This is a genomic window from Roseobacter sp. N2S, assembly GCF_031454055.1.
GTDB lineage: Bacteria > Pseudomonadota > Alphaproteobacteria > Rhodobacterales > Rhodobacteraceae > Amylibacter.
On record NZ_JAVDQB010000006.1, the window covers coordinates 210399 to 231521 of the forward strand.

The following is a 21123-nucleotide window of genomic DNA, read 5'->3' on the forward strand; positions in this document are numbered from 1 at the left end:
GCAGGCCCCCTCCCAACGGGAGGGGCCGCCGCTACAATCCCAAAACCCTACAGCTGCCAAAACGCCCGCAACCGCGTAGCGCAGGCGTCGGCATGGGTGATCGGCAGCATATGCCCCGCCCCCGCCAACACATCCAAAGCTGCGTTTGGCATCGCGTCCCTGATCACTTCGGTCACAGCCGTCATTACATCAGGACTGTCCCCCCCGCGCATCACCAATGTGGGACAAGTCACATCACTAAGTGCTGAAAGCCGCATCCGAATGTCATTATCTGCAATGATTGCATCATGCTGCGCGGGGATAACCCACATGCGTTGCGCCATGCCCTGACGGGCCGCCTCGGGCAAACGATCCCATTCACCGGGCAGGCCCCAACGGGTCAGAAACAGCTTGGCCGCCGTCACCATATCCCCAGCCGTAACCGCTTGGTTGATCGGGCCTTCCTCGGATTGTAATTCGTCGTAAGACGAATGCCCTGCATCCCCAAGTAGCCCAAAGTATACAGGCTCGAACAGGACCAGAGAGCGCACCAGATCAGGGCGCAGCGCGGCCAGACGCAGCGCAACTGTGGCCCCAAACGAATGGCCGACCAGATCCTGCGGCCCACCGCTGTCCTCGATCAAAGCAATACAATTTTCGACACATTGGGTCTGATAGTCCCGCGTCATATCGGGCATCGGCGACTTCCCCTGGCCGGGCAAATCCACCGCAACCATGGTCATTTCATCGCTGAAATGCTCCATCAAGGGAATCAGGCTTTTGCCCGACGATAAAGAACAGTGAACAAAAAGCGCTTTACGCGGGCCGTGACCCGCGTGTCTGGTAAAACAATCCGGCACGTAACTTATCCTATTTCTGACAGGTAATCGTCCAGATAGCTTAGACGATCTTGGCCCCAGAACACTTGATCGCCCACAACGTAGCTGGGCGCACCAAAGACGTTGCGTTGCAAAGCTTCTTCTGTGTTCTTTTCAAAAGTCTGCGCGCCGCTTAACAGCCCGCTGTCTGCCAGTTTCGGATCAAACCCATTCGCTTCCAGACAGGCGCGGATAACGGCATCATCCGCCAGGTCTTTGTCTTCAGCCCAACACGCGCTCATAAACCCCTGGCACAAACCGCCCAGATCACCGCCACCCGCATCTTGGGCTGCGATCAAAGCATAACAACTTGGGGCAGGGTTTGCAGGGAAATACGCCGGCTTCAGGTTGATCGGCAGATTGTTCCGCTTTGCGATCCGTGCCAGTTCCTGCATGCGGTAAGCTTGACGGGCGGGATGGCGTTTGGCGGGCGGGGTGCCGCCGGTTTGTTCAAACACCTGCATCAGGTTGAACGGCTTGTAGGTGATGGTCGCCCCATGTTTTTTGGCGACCTCTTCTAATCCCTGCCCTGCCAGATAGGCAAAAGGGGAAAGTGTGATGGTGAAATAATCAATATGGGCCATGGCCGGTCGTCCTTTGTTTGATTTAACCCTGATTAGCCTGCCATATTCCCTATGCAAACCCCCCGCGCTTTGTTATGGCCACGCCTAACAGAACTGTTACAGAACAGCCTGACTGTAACGGTCCAATCCGCTGCTAGGGACTCTCTGCCATGAAATCCATAATCGAGCCGAAGCTGATCGCCGGCAATTCCAACAAAACCCTGTCCGAGGCCATTGCACGACGTATGTCCATGCACCGTGGCAAAGCGGTCAAACCCGTGGATGCGCGGATAGAACGGTTCAACGATCAGGAAATTTTCGTCGAAGTTTACGAAAACGTGCGCGGCGAGGATATGTTCATTATCCAGTCCACGTCCAATCCTGCCAATGACAACCTGATGGAATTGCTGATTATTTCCGACGCCTTGCGCCGGTCGTCAGCCGCCCGCATCACCGCTGTGATCCCCTATTTCGGATACGCCCGCCAAGACCGCCGCACCAAAGCGCGCACGCCGATTTCTGCCAAACTGGTGGCCAATCTGATCGCCGAAGCCGGGATTGAGCGGGTTTTGACCATGGACCTGCACGCCACACAGATCCAAGGCTTTTTCGACATTCCCGTAGATAACCTTTATGCCGCGCCGGTTTTTGCGCTGGATGTGAAACACAACTTCGAAGATCTGTCCGAAGTCATGGTCATTTCACCGGATGTAGGGGGTGTTGCACGGGCCCGCGAGCTGGCCAAACGGATCGACGCACCGCTGGCCATCGTGGACAAACGCCGCAATGCACCGGGTGAGATCGCTGAAATGACAGTGATCGGTGATGTGACTGGTAAGAAATGTATCATTGTAGACGACATCTGCGACACCGCTGGTACATTGTGCAAAGCCGCTGATACATTGATCGAAATGGGCGCGAAAGAGGTTCATTCCTACATCACCCACGGCGTTCTGTCCGGCCCTGCTGTGGAACGGATCACCAATTCGTCCATGAAACAACTGGTCATCACAGACAGCATCCAAGCCACCCCGCAAGTGGCGGCCTGCGACAAAATCCGCATCGTCCCAACCGCGCCGATGCTGGCCCAAGCCATCATGAATATTTCAAACGGAACCAGCGTTTCGTCGCTTTTTGACGAAGACACATTGGGCCCGATCTACGACGGTCACTATAAGTAAGTTATTGTTATTCTGCCCGAAATGCCGAGGTAAAGGACATTTCGGGCAGCCCAGTTCCGGCCAGTCTTAACGACGCCAGAACGGTTTGCACGCCTCTAGATAGACCTGATCGCGTGACAGCCCCAGATCATCCAAACGGTGTTGTTCCATATTTCGCAGGATCGTTCGTGCCTGTTTGCGATCCGCCCATGTCAGCACCAGATGCGCCACTTTAAGGGCGACTCCGGCGGTGAAAGGAATGGTTGCGCGCGAACAGAGATCCTCTGCCAGCGCGATGTGACTTGTATGTGCTAGTGGCATATCGCGCTCCATTTTTGTGTTGATACAATTCGTACTTACTGTACAATATATTGATACAATCACTGCAAAACGAAAGCTAGGAAAACATTGTAATGGGTACAATTTGGCCCCCATCCTTAACACAATCCACTGGACCCAAATATCTCGCCCTTGTGCATTCCCTGCGCGAAGCGATTGCGGCTGGCGAACTTGATCCGGGCCAAAAACTGCCGCCTGTACGGGATTTGGCATGGGAATTGCAAATCACTCCGGGCACCGTGGCCCGCGCCTATCGCCGTGCTACGGATGATGGATTGCTGGATGCCGCTGTGGGGCGGGGAACCTTTGTGGCACAGTCCCGCAATGCCCTGCGCAATCTGAACCATGATTCGTTGCATCTTGGCGCGTCGAACCTGAAAATGGATCTGCGCGGCACCAAAAGCCCTGATCTGGGGCAAGATGCGATCATTCGTGCCACATTGGCCAAAATTGCCACCAGCGGTGTGAATGATCTGGCCGATTACCCCGATCCCGCACGGGGACACAGCACATTTGAGGCAATCGCCCAATGGTTATCTTACACCGATGTGCAGCCCGCGCCCGATGATATCGCCATCACATACGGCGCGCAGAACGCCATGTTGATTGCGCTGCAAACCCTTCTCGTCGGCCCCTCCCCCGTGATTGTGGCCGATGAACTGGTCTTCCCCGGTCTGCGCCACGCCGCCAATATGCTGCGCGCTGTGATTGTATCTGTCGAGCGGGACGACGAAGGAATCATCCCCGAGCAACTGGAACAAATTTGCCGCAAACATGGGCCTCAAGTGCTGGTAAGCTCCTTTGCAGTGCACAGCCCGACGACCCAGATCACAACGCTACAACGGCGGATTACCCTGTCGCGGGTGGCCGCAAAATATGACCTGAAAATCATCGACGATGATGCGTTTGGCATCTTTTCCTCCGATGTGCCGTCGATGTATTCCATCGCGCCGGATCGGGTTTGGTATATTGGTGCCATGTCCAAATCAGTGTCCACCGGCCTGCGCATTGGTTATCTGGTGACGCCCCCGGGGTTCGGGGCCGAAGCCCGCGCCACTGTGCTGTCAAATTGTTATGGGGTGTCGCAAATCATCTGCGACCTTGCCACCGAGTTGATCACCAGCGGTGACGCCGAGGCGATCCGCACCCGTATGTTGGCATATATTGATCGACGGGCGAAAATGGCGGCAAATATATTGGGACAATGGCGGCTGAACTGGCATCCCAAAGTGCCGTTTGTCTGGCTGAATATGCCCTCTGGCTGGCGCTCTTCGTCGTTTCAACGGGCGTGCGAACTGCTAAATGTACTGGTGCGCCCTGCGGATGAATTTGCGTTGATTGACGGCAAAGCCCCCAATGCGGCGCGGATAACATTTGGCGCGAAACTGACAGATGCGGAATTCGAGGCAGCCTTGCACACGATTGCGGGTATCTTGCAAAGCCCGCCTGCGGTGAACCAGTCTTAGGCGGCACAGAGGACGTTTAACCCGCCGTTAACTGCCGTAGTCTATATCCCAGTCCTCATCGCCCTTCACCTCGCCTATGGCCATCCACGCGGCGCTGGCCCGTGCGATACGGGTGTCACCCCATGTGCGCAGCACGGCATCAAAACCGGTTTTTGTGACGTTTTCCGCCAAAGTAACTGTGCGGTGGTTGGCACCGGAATGCAGGTCCAGCAACTCAAGGGAAATGAAAACAGCCGGAATCGATTTGAATGGTTCGGAAAACAACACAGGCATCCAACGTTCCCGATCACCTTGGCCTGACCACATCTCTCCGTCGTCTTCAAAATCTGAAAACAATTGCACCGATCCTTGATCGATTCCCGTCACCGAGGCGTATAGCTTTTTCATTACAGGCTTCACTTCAATAATTGGCGAAGCTTAAAACAAGAAAACCCCGCGTCAAGGGCGGGGTTTAACTGGTGTTTTAGGCAAGATTTTGTCAGGATTTAGATCAAATCCAACAAAGCCTTTGTATCTGAAACACGTTTGTTTGCCACATCCCGTTCAGGACCTGTCAGTATTTCAGCCGCCTTTTGGGCGTCGTCAACCAAGCCGTTGATAAAATCAGCCGACGCATCTGCCTTTGGCACCGCCATTTCAGCCAAAACCGATGTCGCCGTAGGAGAAACTTCAACGAAGCCGCCAGTGACAACATATTCAGTCACGTCAGACCCGGCCTTAACCTTTAGCACACCAGGGCGCAGGGTAGTCAGCAAGGGCGAGTGATCCGGCATGGCTGTAAAATCGCCATCAGCGCCAGGGATTTCAACCTCGGATGCTTCAAGCGAGGCCAGCTTGCGTTCTGGGGAAACCAGATCAAATTGCATGGTAGCCATTAGGAACCAATCCTTTGTTTAAAGCGTCTGACCGAAATCGTTCCGGTCAGACGGGTTTCGCGTCGCCTTAAGCAGCAGCCGCAGCCATTTTCTCGGCTTTGGCAATCACTTCGTCGATGCCGCCAACCATGTAGAAGGCTGCTTCTGGAAGGTGATCATATTCACCAGCAACAACAGCTTTGAACGAAGAAATCGTGTCTTCTAGTGGAACCTGTTTGCCGTCTGCGCCAGTAAATACTTTCGCAACGTCAAACGGTTGGGACAAGAAGCGTTCAATCTTACGCGCACGGGCCACAGCCAGTTTATCGTCTTCGGACAGCTCGTCCATCCCAAGGATGGCGATGATGTCTTGCAGGGACTTGTAGCGTTGCAGAACTTGCTGAACGTCGGTCGCAACTTTGTAGTGCTCTTCGCCGATGATCAGGGGATCGAGCAGACGGGATGTGGAACCCAGCGGGTCCACAGCAGGGTAGATACCCTTTTCCGAAATCGAACGGTCCAGAACGGTTGTCGCATCAAGGTGGGCAAACGATGTCGCAGGCGCAGGGTCGGTAAGGTCATCCGCAGGCACGTAAACCGCTTGTACGGAAGTAATCGAACCGGATTTGGTGGATGTAATCCGTTCCTGCATGGCGCCCATGTCGGTTGCCAGTGTCGGCTGATAGCCCACAGCAGACGGGATACGACCCAGAAGCGCAGACACCTCGGAACCCGCTTGTGTGAAGCGGAAGATGTTGTCCACGAAGAACAGAACGTCAGCACCGGTTTCGTCACGGAACTGTTCAGCCAGTGTCAGACCGGACAGGGCAACCCGCATACGCGCACCCGGAGGTTCGTTCATTTGGCCGTAAACCAGCGCAATTTTGGATTTTTCCAGATCGTCAGGAACAATAACGCCGGATTCGATCATCTCGTGATACAGATCGTTCCCTTCACGTGTCCGCTCGCCCACACCCGCAAATACGGACAGACCAGAGTGCACTTTCGCGATGTTGTTGATCAATTCCATGATCAAAACTGTTTTACCAACACCCGCACCACCGAACAGACCAATTTTACCACCTTTTGTGTAAGGAGCCAGCAGGTCTACAACTTTGATGCCTGTTACCAGAATTTCAGAAGCAGTGGACTGCTCTGCAAAGTCTGGTGCAGGTTGGTGGATCGAACGTGTTGTTTTGGTTTTCACCGGACCTTGTTCGTCCACTGGTTCCCCAACAACGTTCAGGATGCGGCCCAAAGTGGCCGTTCCAACCGGAACCATGATCGGACCGCCGGTGTCTGTAACGTCTTGACCGCGGACCAGACCTTCGGTCGCGTCCATCGCAACAGTCCGTACGGTGTTTTCGCCAAGGTGCTGCGCAACTTCGAGAACCAATGTGTTCCCGTGGTTGTCGCAGGTCAGCGCGTTCAGGATTTGTGGCAGTTCGTCAGAGAACTGAACGTCAACAACCGCCCCGATCACCTGAGTAATTTTACCTACAGCATTTGCCATAATGTGTTTCTCCGTTCTTAGAGCGCTTCAGCGCCCGAGATAATCTCGATCAGTTCGTTCGTAATCGCGGCTTGGCGGCTACGGTTGTACTGAATTGTCAGTTTGTCGATCATTTCACCCGCATTGCGCGTCGCGTTGTCCATAGCGGACATCCGTGCGCCCTGCTCTGATGCAGCGTTTTCCAACAGCGCGGCAAATACCGACGTTGTCAAAGCACGAGGCAGCAGATCAGCAAGAATTTCTTCTTCACTGGGTTCGTAATCGTAAAACGGTTTCTCGGCAGACTCGTCCACTTCGAACTTGGCCGGGATCAGCTGCAAGGCTGTTGGGACTTGCGTCACAACCGACTGGAATTCACTGAAATAGATCGTCGCTACGTCGAATTCACCCGCTTGGAAACGGGCCATTACGTCATTGGCGATATCCAGGGCATTCACATACCCCAGACGTTTCACTTCAGACATATCGACGTGATTGATCATCTTGTCAGCATTGTCCCGTTTCAACTGCTCGCGGCCTTTTTTGCCAACGGTCAGAATTTTAACGGTTTTACCAGCGGCGATCAGCTTTTGAGCATCCTGACGGGCTTTTTTAACAATCGACGCGTTGAACCCACCGCACAACCCCCGTTCGGAGGTTGCAACGATCAGCAAATGCACATCGTCTTTACCAGTGCCTGCCAGCAGCCGTGGCGCGCTCTCAGAGCCCGCCGCGGCACCAGCCAGATTTCCCATCACTGCGTTCATACGTTCCGCATAAGGGCGGGCCGCTTCGGCAGCTTCTTGGGCACGGCGCAGCTTTGCAGCCGCAACCATCTGCATGGCCTTGGTGATCTTCCGAGTGCCTTTGACACTCTCGATCCGCATTTTTAGGTCTTTAAGGTTTGCCATCCAGCAAACTCCTTGTTCCTAAGGGGCCAATGTTTAAGCGAAGTCTTTTGCAAAGGCTTCGACGGCGGCTTTCACTCTGTCAGCGGCTTCGCCTTTGATTTTCGGGTCTTCATTCGCGATGAAGTCCAGAACATCTTTGGCAGCGCCACGCATATGCGCCAACAAACCGGATTCGAAACGACCCACATCGCTTACGGCGATTTTGTCGAGGAACCCGTTTGTACCAGCATACAGAACAACAACTTGCTCTGCGTTGGTCAGCGGCGAATATTGCGCTTGTTTCAACAGTTCGGTCAGGCGGGCACCACGGCTCAGCAATTGCTGTGTGGATGCGTCCAGATCGGAACCGAACTGCGCGAAGGCAGCCATTTCACGATACTGGGCCAATTCCAGTTTGATCGAACCCGCAACAGATTTCATCGCGTTTGTTTGTGCAGAAGACCCCACACGGGAAACGGACAGACCTGTGTTCAACGCAGGGCGGATGCCTTGGTAGAACAGTTCGGTTTCCAGGAAGATCTGACCGTCGGTGATGGAAATCACGTTGGTTGGAATAAACGCAGAAACGTCGCCGCCTTGGGTTTCGATCACTGGCAAAGCTGTCAGCGAGCCGGAGCCGTTTTCTTCGTTCATTTTCGCAGAGCGTTCCAGCAAGCGAGAGTGCAGGTAGAAAACATCCCCTGGGTAGGCTTCACGTCCGGGTGGACGACGCAGCAGCAGGGACATCTGACGATAGGCCACAGCTTGTTTTGTAAGGTCATCATAGATCATCAGGCCGTGCATACCGTTTTCACGGAAATACTCGCCCATGGATGTGGCTGCATAAGGGGCCAGGAACTGCATAGGTGCAGGATCGGACGCGGTAGCAGCAACAACGATTGTGTATTCAATCGCGCCTGTTTCTTCCAGCTTTTTAACCAGCTGGGCAACAGTTGAACGCTTTTGACCGATCGCAACATAGATACAGAACAGTTTTTCTGAATCGTCTTTTGCTGCGTCGTTGTAGGATTTTTGGTTCAGGATTGTGTCCAGCGCGATGGCTGTTTTACCTGTTTGACGGTCCCCAATGATCAATTCGCGCTGGCCACGGCCAACGGGGATCAGGGCGTCTACAGATTTCAGACCTGTCAGCATCGGCTCGTGAACCGATTTACGCGGGATAATACCCGGCGCTTTGATTTCCGCCTGCATACGCTTCTTGGTTTTGATCGGGCCTTTGCCGTCAATAGGATTGCCAAGACCGTCAACAACACGACCCAGCAGTTCCGGACCAACAGGCACGTCCACAATAGAGTTCGTGCGCTTGACGATATCGCCTTCTTTAATGTCGCGGTCGGACCCGAAGATAACAACACCAACGTTGTCGCTTTCAAGGTTCAGCGCCATTCCGCGGATACCACCGGGGAACTCAACCATCTCACCAGCCTGAACATTGTCCAGCCCGTGTACACGCGCGATACCATCACCCACGGACAGAACACGGCCAACTTCGGCCACTTCGGCGTCTTTACCAAAGCCTTTGATCTGGTCCTTGAGGATCGCAGAGATTTCTGCAGCTTGGATACCCATTATCCGACCTCTTTCATTGCATTTTGAAGATTGGAGAGCTTGGATTTGATCGATGTATCAATCAACTTTGAGCCCACTTTAACGATCAAACCGCCGATAAGACCTTCATCGACGGTTACATTTACGATTACTTCCTTACCAATAGACGCTTTCAGCGTCTTGGTCAGTTTGTCTTCCTGTGCTTTGGTCAGCTTTTTGGCAGCTGTTACCTCGGCACTGACTTCGCCTTTTTCGTCAGCGATCATGCCTTTTACGGCAGTAACCAATGCGGGCAACACAAACAGACGGCGTTTTTGCGCCATCAAGCCCAGTGTGTTCACAACAATTGGTGTCAGTTTCATTTTTTTGCCAATGGCGGCAACCGCAGCGGCCATCTCGTCGCGCGTGTAGACGGGATTGGAAATCAGCTCGACAAAGTCGGTGCTGTCTTCCAACGCTGCTGTCAACGCGTCAAGATCAGTTTCCAAAGCGGGGAGTTTTTTGGCCTCTTTAGCCAGCTCAAAAACGGCTGTGGCGTAGCGCACAGCAATCCCTGACGATATCGAACCTTTGTCAGACACGAAAACCCTTCCGATTTTGTCTTGCCACCGCTCATCGGCGACATCAGATTTGCACAAGTCAGAGGCAAGCAAATGCCTACCCCTTCAAATCAGCGCGGTGATAGCAAAGGTATCCTCTTGGCGCAACAACCCATTGCGCACCCCATCCGATGGAATATCGTTACCTTTCAACAACTTAACCAAAAACGCGACAATCTGCGCCCGATTTTGAGCATTTTTTGCGCCGTCTTTGACGATTTTGGACGCATTTAGTCGGTTATTTGTCGAATCTTATCCGACGGAAATCATGGTAAGCACCGTACCTGCACCGTACCTGCGCAGTACCGGAGGCCTGTATCCCATGCAGCAGATCAAATCCACATCGGTGCTTTTCGTTCGATCAAAGGGATATGGGGCCCAGATTTGATCCGTCAATTCTGTAGAAAATTTGCCGATTACGGCCAGATGCCAAGGACACTATCTGCAGGCGGAATCAACTCCGCCCGCAGAGCGTTCAGTTTGCGCGTAAAGTCAGGTTGCAGCGGGCATCCGCTGGGGCCGGATCATCGCCAGACAAATCACCAGCGCCATTACGCCACAGACTGCAATCGCTGCGATCATTGGCAGCGAGGTTCCGTCGAAAAACGGCCCCACCAACGTCACCATCAATCCCCCAGTCAGCATCTGCAACATCCCCCCCAAGGATGACGCCAGCCCGGCAATGTCGCCGTGCTCTTCCAGTGCAAGAACCATGGTTGTGGGGATGACCACCCCCAGAAAGGCATTAGCGCAAAACAGCATGGCGACCAGAACGTAAAGGTTCACCAAACCTGCCAGCCCAAGCGCCAACAACATCACCGTCACAGCGGCAAAACCAAAGACCCCGATGCGCACCACCCGCAGCATCCCCAAACGCGCACCGATTGGTGCGGCCAGTTGGGATGCCCCGAAAAAGCCGATCGCATTGACCGCAAAAGCGATGCTGAACCCGATGGGCGACAGGCCGAATTCCCCCGTATAAACAAACGATCCGCTAGCGATGAACACAAAGAACGACCCCATGCCAAAGGCCCCCACGAAGGTCAGCGCCATAAAGCTGCGGTCTGTCAGCAGGGTCTTACAGCCCCGCAGCAGATTCGCCCCGTTCACTGCCACGCGTTTTTCAGGGGGCAGGGTTTCGGGCAGCGCAAAGCGGGCCATCGCCAGACTGGACAAAGCGGCAATCACAAAAACGCCAAACAACAGACGCCAGCCAGACATCAACAGCAGCAGACTGCCCGCCAAAGGTGCCAGCATCGGCGAGACGCTGATCACCAGCATAATCATCGCCATCATTTTGGTGCCATCATTGCCAGTATACAGATCACGGATAATCGCGCGGGGCAGCACCATCACAACCGCAGCCCCCAAGCCTTGCATAAAGCGGAAACCAGTCAGCAATTCGATGGTCGGGGCCCAAATACAGCCAAGCGACCCCAGAACAAAAATCACCATGCCGAAATAGATCGGCAGTTTGCGCCCCACCTGATCGGACCACGGCCCATAGATCAGTTGCGACAGGCCGAAGGCCAGAAAAAACGCGGTAATTGTGCCTTGCACCGCCGCAACAGAGGCATTCAGATCCTGCGCAATCAGCGGCAAGGCAGGCAGGTACATATCAATGGCAAACGGGCCAACGGCCGACATCAGGCCGAGGATCAGAGCAATCCGGAACATCTTATCATCCAGTGTATTTTTAGAGTTGCCCCACCTATACAAAGCCCCCCGCGATTGCCAACCGCAAACAGACAGTGAAAGGTCCGATGCCAGACCCTACTGACCCAGTTTGTCAGCAGTGGCGCCTGTTCGGGACAGTTTGTTCAGGACGGGGTTAGATCAAGCCGTCGCGGCCGCGCACAGGTTTACCGACAGGTTTGGTGATCCCTTCAAGTGCCTCTAGGGGTTTACGCACGGCTTCGCCCAAACCGGGGCGTGTGGGAGCGTGGACCTGTTTCGTCACCTCGACCATCACCGCACCTGCGGGTAAAATCCACGACAATTTCGCGCCGAACCGTTCAAACACCTGCGCCGAACGCACCACGGATGCGCGGTGGCTGGGCGGCGAAAACAGCGCTGAAATCTGTCGACCCGGAACAAACCCGTGTTTGCGCAACTGGGATTCCAACTGGCTGAAACTATAAGGCCGCCCAAAGCCGAACGGCGTCTTGTCCCGCCGCGCCCACAGCCCCGTACGATTGGGCACCACAAACAAAGCCCGCCCCCCCGGTCCAAGCACACGCCAGATTTCGTCTAACAGCTCCGCCTGCCGCTCGCAGGTTTCCAAGCCGTGCAGCACGATCAGACGGTCGATCTGGCCAGTGGCCACAGGCCATTGGGTTTCTTCAATCATCACCGAATGATTGGGCAGACCGTCGGGCCAGGGCATCACACCCTGTTGCCCCGGCATCAGGTTCATCACCCGCCGGCTGTCCACCAGAAACGGGCGCAACATCGGCCCCGCAAACCCGAATCCCGCCACGGTTTGCCCCTTGGTATTGGGCCAGAGCGCCACAATACGTTCACGCAAGGCACGCTGCGCGATCCGCCCCAGTTTGGTGCGGTAATAGAAGGAATGAAGATCAACCACATCCAAGTGCATTGCATCGCCCTGCAAGTTCGGCCAGACTAAACTCGAAGTTAAATCATGATGAGGAACAAAACGCCATGCCCTTAGAGATCATTACCGTTCCTTGTCTGTCGGATAATTACGCTTTTATCCTGCGCGAAACCGAAACCGATCAGGTTGCAGTTGTAGACGTACCAGACGCCAAACCCATTCTGGCGGTTCTGGATGCAAAAGGCTGGTCGCTGGATCACATTTTGCTGACCCACCACCACGACGATCACATCATGGGCGTCGAAGAATTGCGCACGGCCACCGGTGCCTCTGTTTCAGGGGGCGCGCCTGATGCCTATCGCCTGCCACCGCTGGAATCGCAGCTGTCAGACGGGGATACATTTCAACTGGGCGCAGAAACCTGCCGCGTGATGGATGTGTCGGGTCATACTCTTGGCCATATCGCCTTTATCTTTGACGAGGCCTTGGCCGCCTTCACTGCCGACAGTCTGATGGCTTGGGGCTGTGGTCGCGTGTTTGAAGGCACGATGGATCAGCAATGGGCCACATTGCATAAATTCCACGCCCTGCCCCGCGCCATGACCATTTATTCCGGCCATGAATATACCACCAGCAACGGTAAATTCGCCATGACCATTGAACCCGACAACGAAAGCTATATCGCACGGATGAAAGCGACCGAAGAAGCCCGCGCCAAAGGTGAACCCACGGTGCCGTCCAATCTGGGGCTGGAACTGGCGACCAACCCGTTCCTGCGCGCCAACCACCCCAAGGTCAAAGCCGCCCTTGGCATGGAAACCGCGACAGACGCACAGGTATTCGCCGAAATCCGCACCCGCAAAGACAATTTTTAACCGACTTTTAAACCGACCCTTTAAACACGAGCATTTCATGGCTGAACAATTTGACTGCCTGTCTGACAAGCATCAGGATTTCCTGAGCCGTCAGAACATCTTTTTCACAGGGGCCGCAGCGCCTACGGGACGGGTGAATATTTCCCCCCGCCCGACAGATGTGTTTCGCATTATAAACGCAAATCAGGTGGCCTATCTGGATTACATCGGCTCTGGCAATGAAACCGCCGCGCTGACACGTCTGTCGCCGCGCATGACCATCATGACCTGTGCCTTTGACGGGCCGCCGCGCATTTTGCGCCTGTATGGGCAGGGAAGCGTGCATCAGCGCGACACCCCTGAATATAACGCCCTGCTGGATGCCCACTACGATGGCACCGCCCCGCGAAACGCCCGCCAGATTGTTGTGCTGGACATCGACTTGGTGCAAACCTCCTGCGGTTACGGCGTGCCCTTGTTTGATTATCAGGGGGAACGGGAAAACCTGACCCGTTGGGCCGATCATAAATCCGACGCCGAACTGGCAGACTACCGCCGCCTTAAAAACACAACCAGCATTGACGGGTTTGATACAGGTTTGACAGGGGCCTGACCCTGTTTAGACTGCCTGCTCAACAGCCCGATTGAACAGAAAGACACACCGCTTTGGCCCTTAAAGACTGGTTCGACCCCAAAGACGCCCATCCCGCCCCCCGCTCTGGCCCTGTCCGTGTGGGCTGGCTGTTGAACGAGCAACGCTCGGGGGTTGTCTATGCCCCGCCCGAACGGATCAGATCGGCTGAAGTGAACCGCAACCACGCCAAATCCGCCTCGCGCTGTCCTGCGATCATCAACATGGAAAGCCGCTACTTTATGATCCGCGTGCCCTATGATCTGCACCTGCGATTTGTGCGGGATGACAAAGGCAAACCCGGTCTGCGCAATATGAACGGTGACGCCAGCCCCGTGCGTGGCAATGTGCTGTCCAAGAAACTGCATCTGACGGCCGAACACGAATGGCGCTATCCGGATCGCCCGACAGTGCAGATTTCCCTGCCCTATACGTTTATCGCAGATGAACCTGTCTACATGACCCAGCTTTCGGCTTTTATGCATTACACCAAAACGCCCCTGCCCGGCACCATCTTTGGCGGGCGCTTTGCCATTAACAACTGGCCACGCCCCTTGATGTGGGCCTTTGAATGGCATGACACCGCGCAGGACCTGATCCTGAAACGGGGGCAGCCTTGGTTCTATGTACAATTTGAAACAAATCCGCAGGACCGGTCGGTCTCTATGGTCGAAGCCCAGCTCACCCCCGAGTTGGAAGGTTTCATCGACCATACATCCGCCGCAGTGAACTATGTGAACCAATCGTTTTCGCTGTTCAAAGACGCCGAACGCGTGCGCCCCGAAACCTTGCTGGTGCCTGTGAAACGCTAGGGCTGACTGGCCCCGAACTATTACCGAACGGTACCCAGCAGCGTCACCGTTCGTTAAAATCGGCAAATTGCGCCTTGCCCCGTGCAACGCGCACCCTAGATTTTTGTGTCACGCAAACAGGCCCGACAGCCCGCAAACGCGGCTAAAAAGACTCTGTTACGAAACTTTTACGGTTAATTTTACAAAAAACCCTTGAAGGTTTTGTATTCTCGCCGAAGTCTAGGGCAATGGGGTAATCAGCGTTTCGCAGAGCGCTGCAAAAATGAAAGTCTAGATCGTATGCCATCTTTTTCGAGCAGCCTAGAAAATGCAATCCACGCAGCCTTGGCCCATGCCAACGAGCGCAAACACGAACTTGCCACGCTGGAACATCTGCTTCTGGCGCTGATTGATGAAACCGACGCCGCGCAGGTGATGCGCGCTTGCGAGGTGGATCTGGTTGGATTGCGCACCACCGTAACGCAATTTCTGGATACCGAACTGGACAGTTTGATTTCCGAAATTGACGGATCAGAAGCCGCGCCGACCACCGCCTTTCAGCGGGTCATCCAGCGCGCTGCAATCCATGTGCAATCTTCAGGGCGCAACGAAGTGACAGGCGCAAACGTGCTGGTCGCGATCTTTGCCGAACGGGAAAGCCACGCGGCGTATTTCCTGCAAGAACAGGACATGACCCGCTATGACGCGGTGAACTATATTTCCCACGGCGTTGCCAAAGACCCCAGCTTCGGCGACAGCCGCCCGATCACAGGGTCCGATGACATCGAGGATTTGAACTTTGACGGCGACGAGCCAGCCAAAGAAGAAACCGCGCTGCAAAAATACTGTGTGGACCTGAACGCCAAAGCCGCAGCAGGTGATATCGACCCGCTGATCGGCCGCGACCACGAAGTTGAACGCTGCATCCAGGTGCTGTGCCGCCGCCGTAAAAACAACCCGATCCTTGTAGGCGATCCCGGTGTCGGCAAAACCGCCATCGCCGAAGGTCTGGCCAATAAGATCATCAAGGGTGAGACCCCTGAAATTCTGTCCGGTGCCACAATCTATTCCCTTGATATGGGCGCATTGCTGGCAGGCACCCGCTATCGCGGCGACTTTGAAGAGCGCCTGAAAGCGGTGATGAATGAAATGGAAGAGCATGAAGACGCCGTTCTGTTCATCGACGAGATCCACACGGTTATTGGTGCTGGTGCCACATCTGGCGGGGCGATGGATGCGTCGAACCTGCTGAAACCAGCCCTACAGGGTGGCAAACTGCGCTGCATGGGGTCCACCACCTATAAAGAGTATCGCCAGCACTTTGAAAAAGACCGCGCCCTGTCCCGCCGGTTCCAGAAAATCGACGTGAATGAACCTTCTGTCGAAGATGCTGTGCAAATCCTGCAAGGGTTGAAGCCGCATTTTGAAGAGCACCACCAGATTACCTACACCCCCGAGGCGATCCGTACTGCCGTGGAACTGGCCGCGCGTTATATCCACGACCGCAAGCTGCCAGACAAAGCCATCGACGTAATCGACGAGGCAGGTGCCCATCAGCACATCATCGCGGAGGAAAAACGCACCAAAGTCATCGACGTGCCGCAGATCGAGGCCGTGGTCGCCAAAATCGCACGTATTCCGCCGAAAACCATTTCCAAGGATGATGCCGAAGTGCTGCGGGATCTGGATGCCAGCCTGAAACGGGTTGTCTTCGGCCAAGACCCCGCAATCGAGGCTTTGACCTCGGCGATTAAACTGTCCCGCGCCGGTCTGCGCGAGCCGGAAAAACCCATCGGCAACTACCTGTTCGCAGGTCCAACCGGTGTAGGTAAAACCGAAGTAGCAAAACAACTGGCTGATACGCTGGGTGTAGAGCTGCTGCGCTTTGATATGTCGGAATACATGGAGAAACACGCGATTTCCCGACTGATCGGCGCCCCTCCGGGCTATGTGGGGTTCGATCAGGGCGGCCTGCTAACGGATGGCGTGGATAAGACCCCCCACTGCGTGCTGTTGCTGGATGAAGTCGAAAAAGCCCACCCAGATGTGTTCAACATCCTGTTGCAGGTGATGGATCACGGCAAGCTGACAGATCACAACGGGCGCACAACGGATTTCCGCAATGTGGTGCTGATCATGACCTCGAATGCCGGTGCTGCGGATGCGGCGAAGGAATCCATCGGCTTTGGACGGGGGCGTCGCGAAGGCGAAGACACCGCAGCGATTGAAAAGCTGTTCACGCCAGAATTCCGCAACCGTCTGGATGCGATTATTTCCTTTGCACCGCTGGGTAAGAAAACCATTTCCAAAGTGGTCGATAAGTTCATCCTGCAACTGGAAGCACAGCTGATGGACCGCAACGTAGTCTTTGAACTGACCCCTGCTGCATCCGCTTGGCTGGGTGAAAAAGGCTATGACGACAAGATGGGCGCACGCCCGCTGGCCCGTGTCATTCAAGAACACGTCAAAAAACCGCTGGCCGAGGAATTGTTGTTTGGCAAATTGACCAAAGGCGGACTTGTGAAAGTATCGGTCAAAGACGGCAAGTTGGAATTGAAGATGGAGCCGCCAGAAAAACGGCGCATTCCGAAATCCAAGCCGCCTTTGTTAACTGCTGACTAAAGGCCCGCGAAAACTTCGTGAAAACAATGTGAAATCATTTCTGTTTACAATGATTTACTCAAAAACCGCTTGAACACCAAATGCCCTTGCGTCAACATGACGTGAGGGCATTTTTCATATATATTTGGTGACAGCGTGGGTGACGTACTCAAATCACGCCTGTTTGCATGGATTTCTTTCGGAACTGAAAAATTCGAAGGGCCTGCAAAGCGGCGGATCATAATGACCAACATCCTGGTGATGTTGACGACGGCTTTATGTATTCCCCACGCCCTGTTTTTCCTGATCTATGACGCACATGCCCTTTGGATTCCCATTGTTCTGACGCTGGCTTGTGCCTTGGCCTTTCAACTGACCCCGTTGTTGCACTCTTATAATCCCTATGCGGGCGGGCTGTACAATCTGTCGCTTTGGCTGGTCTTCGCCATGAGCATATCTTGGATGTTCTCTGCGCGATCCGGCGTGCACTTCTACCTGCTTGCAGGTGCCACAACCGCCATTGCCATATTCGGCATCCGCCAAAACCTGCTGTCGGTGTTTTCAATTGTTCTGGGCTTGGCCTGTTTCATCATCGTGGATCGCAATTTTTCGCAGCCTGCGTCCTTTATCCAAGTGTCCGACACATTCCTTGATGTGTTCTACTATCTGTCGATCCCCACTGCGATGCTGTTCATCTTTTGCATGGTATTCTACGGCTTCAAACAAGCCAGCACCGCCGAATCCGCCTTGCAACGGGAATATGAATACTCCGAAGCCCTGCTGGCCAATATGCTGCCAGGCCCGATTGCCGCCCAATTAAAGCGCCACCCGGGCCGCACCATTGCAGACAGCCACGAAGAGGCGACCATCCTGTTCGCCGATATCGTCGGTTTCACCCCCCGTGCATCCCACCTAAGCCCTGATACGCTGGTGAAATTCCTGAACCAACTGTTCACCCGCTTTGACGATCTGGCCAATAAACACGGGCTGGAAAAGATCAAAACTCTTGGGGATGCCTTTATGGTGGCAGGTGGAATGCCCGAAGCCCAGCCTGATCATGCGGTCCGCGTGGCCAAGATGGCGCTGGATATGGTGGCCGAAACCAATAAATTCGCAGAAGAAATGGGCGAGAAGATCGAATTACGCATCGGCATTCATTCCGGCCCTGTGGTGGCTGGCGTGATCGGCACAAAGAAACCGTTTTACGATGTTTGGGGCGACACGGTGAACACCGCTGCACGGATGGAATCCTTTGGCACCAACGGCAAAATTCAGGTCACCGCGGAAACCAAAAAGATTCTCGAAGCCCAGTTTGATTTCGCAGAACGTGGCAAAGTCATGATCAAAGGCAAAGGCGATCTGAACCTGTGGTACCTAGAAGGCCTGACCAAACCTTAACCGATTCGCGTTACTCGGCGGCCATCTGCATCGGCCAGCCGGTCATTTCGCATATCTGCGCCACCACGCCTGATAGACTGGCCCGCACATCCTCAAACTGATCACTTTTGGTAACCGTCTTTTCGTTCAGATAGAGCGAGCGATCAATTTCGATCTGGATGCAATGCTGCCCCGAACTGGGACGCCCGTAAGCCTGCGTGATATGCGCCCCCGCAAAAGGCGTGTTGCGCGCCACACGAAACCCCGCCTGTTTCAGAAAGCCTTCGATCTCTTCCACATAACCATTGTCACAGGACGATCCGAATCGATCCCCCAGCACAATTTCAGGCATCCGCCCGAACAACCCCGAGGCATTGGCCACAGCATCCCGTGGCATGGAATGACAATCCAGCAGCACCACCTGCCCAAAGGCCGCCCGCGAGGTCTGGAGCAGGTCTTGCAACTGCGTGTGGTAGGGGCGGTAATACCGCTCAAGACGCTGCCGTGCGGCCTCCATGGTGATTTTACCGCTGATCAGCGCGCGCCCTTCGGACACCACACGGGGAATCACCCCCAACCCCGAGGCCACGCGGGGATTGCTGCCCAATTGCCGCGCCCCGTCCACAATGGCGGGGTCCAACTCGTCAATACTGCGGTTTAAATCCACAAAAGCCCGCGGCGCCGAGGCCGCCAGCAAAGGCGCACCATAATCTGTAGCCGCGCCAAACAACTGATCCACAAAGGCATCTTCCGAACTGCGAATCGCCACCGCGTCCAACACAGAGGCTTGTAAAAAAGCTGCCGGATAGTCCCTCCCGCTGTGTGGAGAGGAAAAAACAGCCCCACATGTGATGGTTTCAGGCAAATGCAGGTGGTATTCTACAGGGGTCATGGCAGTCTCGCTTGTTGCCTATTGATATCATTGCCTTGATACAGATGCAAAACCTCTTGAACCCGTCCAAGAACCCGCATATAGACCGCGAACACGAATTTCTGTCAGGTTCGACAGATGCTTGGATTCGGGCGTATAGCTCAGCGGGAGAGCACTTCGTTGACATCGAAGGGGTCACTGGTTCAATCCCAGTTACGCCCACCATTCCTTTCTTGGGAATGGTATCACTGAAACAAAATGGCGCCTCCCCGCGCGCCGCGAAAAAGGAGAAGGCCATGAAGGTCAAAAATTCACTCCGCTCGCTCAAAGCGCGCCACCGGGATTGCCGTGTGGTTCGTCGTAAGGGCCGCGTATATGTGATTAACAAAACCCAGCGTCGCTTTAAAGCACGTCAGGGTTAAGCAGAGTTATCGGTCTTAGGACCGGAACAGCGCTTAAAGCTATCAGAAACCGTAGCAGTTTAACGACTGCTGCGGTTTCGGTGTTTTGGGCCTGACCAATCGGATTAAAACCCACTCTCGGATGATCACGCTCGGCAAAAACCAAAGGCCGCAGCTTTCGCCGCGGCCTTTGGTTTGTCTGACACCTGCCTTTAGACTCTTACCTTATTGGCGATACCAGACCAACTGCGTGCCGGTTGCCAGAATTTTGCCATCCGTTGACCAAAGCTGCATCTGCTGGTCGTGAAAATTTCCCTGAAACCGCGTGGCATCTGCAACCCCCAGAACCGGTTGACTGCCTTGTGCTGCCAGATCCGCACGGCTGGCCAGAAAATGGGTTGTGATCGAAACAGACCCCATCGGCTCCATCGTCCCCCTGACATGCAGCAAGCGCAGAAAGAAGCTGTCGGACAATGCTGCAAGGGACAGGTGATCCAGCGGGCGGGGTGGATTATCCCCGACCCAAACCGCAGTGCGGGCCGACCCTGGCCCCGCATTCGGCTTACCAGTCCAGGCCGGCGCGCCCTCAACAAAGCGGAAATCATAGCGGTCCAGCCACTTTAGCGCACCGCGACCGTCCATTGGCGCGATACCGTCAGCAGGGGGCACATCAGGCATCTGCACCGACTGGTGGGCAAACACATCGCCCCGCACGCCGCACACCACCGTGGCCGTTGCGCACAGCTTGCCGTCTTGCTCCAGTTCCAAACTCCAGTGCTGGGTGTATTTGCCCGTCCGACACAGTTTTGAAGATACCTCAAACCCGCTTGGCCCCATGGCCGACAACAGATTGATCGTCATGGACACCGGATCACCCAAAAACCGCGCATCCTGTAACACCGCATTCAACACGGTGGCCGTGGTCACGCCCCCAAAGGACCCTACCATATTGGCATATTCAGCCGAGGGCTGACCGCTCCAGCGCCCTGCCTCTTTTTCAACAAGACGGGTCGCAACATCAAAAGGGTGCAGGTCCGGCATCACAAAATCCAACAAATAATCCTAGCAAAAGCGCTGCCCCTGCCTAGCAACGCCCTCTGCCACGATCAATCCGGACACCGCGTCACATAATCCGGTCACATAATCGGGTCACAGGGCTATGATCTCTTTTTGGGTAAAATATCCAGTCCAGCGCCGCACCCAATCCGCACACCACTAAACCGGACGCCACCCCCTACCTAGCCGCCGCCT

At 54.8% G+C, this 21123-nt stretch carries 21 protein-coding genes and 1 tRNA gene; 9 read left to right on the top strand and 13 right to left on the bottom strand.

Annotation, left to right across the window (positions count from 1 at the left end):
- Positions 1 to 47: 47 nt before the first annotated feature.
- Both GGE09_RS15310 and GGE09_RS15315 read right to left on the bottom strand, forming a co-directional pair.
- A complete protein-coding gene (locus GGE09_RS15310) occupies positions 48 to 839 on the bottom strand; it encodes an alpha/beta hydrolase (RefSeq protein ID WP_309747027.1) in 792 nt (263 codons plus the stop codon).
- Positions 840 to 844: 5 nt separating this feature from the next.
- Complete coding sequence (locus tag GGE09_RS15315) at positions 845 to 1441, bottom strand: 2-hydroxychromene-2-carboxylate isomerase (RefSeq protein ID WP_309747028.1); 597 nt, start codon at positions 1439 to 1441, stop codon at positions 845 to 847.
- 149 nt (positions 1442 to 1590) lie between these two features.
- Here GGE09_RS15315 and GGE09_RS15320 point away from each other — a divergent pair, with 149 nt between their 5' ends.
- Positions 1591 to 2601, top strand: a complete 1011-nt coding sequence (locus tag GGE09_RS15320) for a ribose-phosphate pyrophosphokinase (protein ID WP_309747029.1) — start codon at positions 1591 to 1593, stop codon at positions 2599 to 2601.
- A gap of 66 nt (positions 2602 to 2667) precedes the next feature.
- Here GGE09_RS15320 and GGE09_RS15325 read toward each other — a convergent pair whose 3' ends face one another.
- Entirely contained in the window at positions 2668 to 2901 is a 234-nt protein-coding gene (locus tag GGE09_RS15325; protein WP_309747030.1) for a DUF1127 domain-containing protein, read from the bottom strand.
- A gap of 92 nt (positions 2902 to 2993) precedes the next feature.
- Between GGE09_RS15325 and GGE09_RS15330 the strand changes: the two genes are divergently transcribed.
- Positions 2994 to 4385, top strand: coding sequence for a PLP-dependent aminotransferase family protein (locus GGE09_RS15330; protein WP_309747031.1), 1392 nt, complete (start codon positions 2994 to 2996; stop codon positions 4383 to 4385).
- A 27-nt stretch (positions 4386 to 4412) separates the two neighbouring features.
- Here GGE09_RS15330 and GGE09_RS15335 read toward each other — a convergent pair whose 3' ends face one another.
- The 8 genes from GGE09_RS15335 to GGE09_RS15370 all read right to left on the bottom strand — a co-directional run bounded on the left by GGE09_RS15335 (position 4413) and on the right by GGE09_RS15370 (position 12388).
- Complete coding sequence (locus GGE09_RS15335) at positions 4413 to 4772, bottom strand: H-type lectin domain-containing protein (protein ID WP_309747032.1); 360 nt, start codon at positions 4770 to 4772, stop codon at positions 4413 to 4415.
- A 98-nt stretch (positions 4773 to 4870) separates the two neighbouring features.
- Positions 4871 to 5260: an ATP synthase F1 subunit epsilon gene (gene atpC / locus GGE09_RS15340; protein WP_309747033.1), complete on the bottom strand. Its 390-nt coding sequence runs from the start codon at positions 5258 to 5260 to the stop codon at positions 4871 to 4873.
- A gap of 67 nt (positions 5261 to 5327) precedes the next feature.
- Positions 5328 to 6752, bottom strand: coding sequence for a F0F1 ATP synthase subunit beta (gene atpD / locus GGE09_RS15345; RefSeq protein WP_309747034.1), 1425 nt, complete (start codon positions 6750 to 6752; stop codon positions 5328 to 5330).
- Between the two features lie 17 nt (positions 6753 to 6769).
- Positions 6770 to 7642, bottom strand: a complete 873-nt coding sequence (locus tag GGE09_RS15350) for a F0F1 ATP synthase subunit gamma (RefSeq protein WP_309747035.1) — start codon at positions 7640 to 7642, stop codon at positions 6770 to 6772.
- A gap of 33 nt (positions 7643 to 7675) precedes the next feature.
- On the bottom strand, positions 7676 to 9211 hold the full coding sequence (atpA, locus tag GGE09_RS15355) for a F0F1 ATP synthase subunit alpha (RefSeq protein WP_309747036.1): 1536 nt from the start codon (positions 9209 to 9211) through the stop codon (positions 7676 to 7678).
- Positions 9211 to 9771, bottom strand: a complete 561-nt coding sequence (locus tag GGE09_RS15360) for a F0F1 ATP synthase subunit delta (protein ID WP_309747037.1) — start codon at positions 9769 to 9771, stop codon at positions 9211 to 9213. The genes atpA and GGE09_RS15360 overlap by 1 nt, the downstream gene beginning before the upstream one ends.
- Before the next feature lie 510 nt (positions 9772 to 10281).
- A complete protein-coding gene (locus GGE09_RS15365) occupies positions 10282 to 11466 on the bottom strand; it encodes a multidrug effflux MFS transporter (protein ID WP_309747038.1) in 1185 nt (394 codons plus the stop codon).
- A 154-nt stretch (positions 11467 to 11620) separates the two neighbouring features.
- Positions 11621 to 12388 carry a methyltransferase domain-containing protein gene (locus tag GGE09_RS15370; protein WP_309747039.1) on the bottom strand — a complete coding sequence of 256 codons (768 nt, stop codon included), beginning with the start codon at positions 12386 to 12388 and terminating at the stop codon, positions 11621 to 11623.
- 65 nt (positions 12389 to 12453) lie between these two features.
- Here GGE09_RS15370 and gloB point away from each other — a divergent pair, with 65 nt between their 5' ends.
- The 5 genes from gloB (at position 12454) to GGE09_RS15395 (ending at position 18621) form a co-directional block, all read left to right on the top strand.
- Positions 12454 to 13221 (top strand): hydroxyacylglutathione hydrolase, encoded by a 768-nt coding sequence (gene gloB, locus GGE09_RS15375; protein ID WP_309747040.1) that lies wholly within the window; start codon positions 12454 to 12456, stop codon positions 13219 to 13221.
- A gap of 37 nt (positions 13222 to 13258) precedes the next feature.
- A complete protein-coding gene (locus GGE09_RS15380; RefSeq protein ID WP_309747041.1) occupies positions 13259 to 13813 on the top strand; it encodes a pyridoxamine 5'-phosphate oxidase family protein in 555 nt (184 codons plus the stop codon).
- Between the two features lie 53 nt (positions 13814 to 13866).
- A complete protein-coding gene (locus tag GGE09_RS15385; RefSeq protein WP_309747042.1) occupies positions 13867 to 14643 on the top strand; it encodes a hypothetical protein in 777 nt (258 codons plus the stop codon).
- A 279-nt stretch (positions 14644 to 14922) separates the two neighbouring features.
- Positions 14923 to 17244: an ATP-dependent Clp protease ATP-binding subunit ClpA gene (gene clpA / locus GGE09_RS15390; RefSeq protein ID WP_309747043.1), complete on the top strand. Its 2322-nt coding sequence runs from the start codon at positions 14923 to 14925 to the stop codon at positions 17242 to 17244.
- A 135-nt stretch (positions 17245 to 17379) separates the two neighbouring features.
- On the top strand, positions 17380 to 18621 hold the full coding sequence (locus GGE09_RS15395; RefSeq protein ID WP_323780866.1) for an adenylate/guanylate cyclase domain-containing protein: 1242 nt from the start codon (positions 17380 to 17382) through the stop codon (positions 18619 to 18621).
- A gap of 10 nt (positions 18622 to 18631) precedes the next feature.
- On the opposite strand, the gene GGE09_RS15400 is transcribed toward GGE09_RS15395, so the two are convergent.
- Entirely contained in the window at positions 18632 to 19492 is an 861-nt protein-coding gene (locus tag GGE09_RS15400) for an N-formylglutamate amidohydrolase (RefSeq protein WP_309747045.1), read from the bottom strand.
- A 129-nt stretch (positions 19493 to 19621) separates the two neighbouring features.
- Between GGE09_RS15400 and GGE09_RS15405 the strand changes: the two genes are divergently transcribed.
- Both GGE09_RS15405 and ykgO read left to right on the top strand, forming a co-directional pair.
- Positions 19622 to 19696 (top strand) — tRNA-Val (locus tag GGE09_RS15405).
- A gap of 71 nt (positions 19697 to 19767) precedes the next feature.
- The gene (gene ykgO, locus GGE09_RS23445) at positions 19768 to 19893 is read left to right on the top strand and encodes a type B 50S ribosomal protein L36 (protein WP_072746485.1); all 126 of its coding nucleotides are present in this window, start codon (positions 19768 to 19770) and stop codon (positions 19891 to 19893) included.
- Between the two features lie 204 nt (positions 19894 to 20097).
- On the opposite strand, the gene GGE09_RS15410 is transcribed toward ykgO, so the two are convergent.
- Entirely contained in the window at positions 20098 to 20913 is an 816-nt protein-coding gene (locus GGE09_RS15410; RefSeq protein WP_309747046.1) for a thioesterase family protein, read from the bottom strand.
- Between the last annotated feature and the right edge of the window lie 210 nt (positions 20914 to 21123).

What these genes read in the sequence shown, in the direction of transcription:
- GGE09_RS15350 (WP_309747035.1), bottom strand. Translation starts at nt 7,642, where the DNA reads ATGGCAAACCTTAAAGACCTAAAAATGCGGATCGAGAGTGTCAAAGGC.
- atpA (WP_309747036.1), bottom strand. Translation starts at nt 9,211, where the DNA reads ATGGGTATCCAAGCTGCAGAAATCTCTGCGATCCTCAAGGACCAGATC.
- atpC (WP_309747033.1), bottom strand. Translation starts at nt 5,260, where the DNA reads ATGGCTACCATGCAATTTGATCTGGTTTCCCCAGAACGCAAGCTGGCC.
- GGE09_RS15410 (WP_309747046.1), bottom strand. Translation starts at nt 20,913, where the DNA reads ATGCCGGACCTGCACCCTTTTGATGTTGCGACCCGTCTTGTTGAAAAA.
- GGE09_RS15370 (WP_309747039.1), bottom strand. Translation starts at nt 12,388, where the DNA reads ATGCACTTGGATGTGGTTGATCTTCATTCCTTCTATTACCGCACCAAA.
- clpA (WP_309747043.1), top strand. Translation starts at nt 14,923, where the DNA reads ATGCCATCTTTTTCGAGCAGCCTAGAAAATGCAATCCACGCAGCCTTG.
- GGE09_RS15400 (WP_309747045.1), bottom strand. Translation starts at nt 19,492, where the DNA reads ATGACCCCTGTAGAATACCACCTGCATTTGCCTGAAACCATCACATGT.
- GGE09_RS15325 (WP_309747030.1), bottom strand. Translation starts at nt 2,901, where the DNA reads ATGCCACTAGCACATACAAGTCACATCGCGCTGGCAGAGGATCTCTGT.
- atpD (WP_309747034.1), bottom strand. Translation starts at nt 6,752, where the DNA reads ATGGCAAATGCTGTAGGTAAAATTACTCAGGTGATCGGGGCGGTTGTT.
- gloB (WP_309747040.1), top strand. Translation starts at nt 12,454, where the DNA reads ATGCCCTTAGAGATCATTACCGTTCCTTGTCTGTCGGATAATTACGCT.
- GGE09_RS15335 (WP_309747032.1), bottom strand. Translation starts at nt 4,772, where the DNA reads ATGAAAAAGCTATACGCCTCGGTGACGGGAATCGATCAAGGATCGGTG.
- GGE09_RS15320 (WP_309747029.1), top strand. Translation starts at nt 1,591, where the DNA reads ATGAAATCCATAATCGAGCCGAAGCTGATCGCCGGCAATTCCAACAAA.
- ykgO (WP_072746485.1), top strand. Translation starts at nt 19,768, where the DNA reads ATGAAGGTCAAAAATTCACTCCGCTCGCTCAAAGCGCGCCACCGGGAT.
- GGE09_RS15380 (WP_309747041.1), top strand. Translation starts at nt 13,259, where the DNA reads ATGGCTGAACAATTTGACTGCCTGTCTGACAAGCATCAGGATTTCCTG.
- GGE09_RS15365 (WP_309747038.1), bottom strand. Translation starts at nt 11,466, where the DNA reads ATGTTCCGGATTGCTCTGATCCTCGGCCTGATGTCGGCCGTTGGCCCG.
- GGE09_RS15315 (WP_309747028.1), bottom strand. Translation starts at nt 1,441, where the DNA reads ATGGCCCATATTGATTATTTCACCATCACACTTTCCCCTTTTGCCTAT.
- GGE09_RS15330 (WP_309747031.1), top strand. Translation starts at nt 2,994, where the DNA reads ATGGGTACAATTTGGCCCCCATCCTTAACACAATCCACTGGACCCAAA.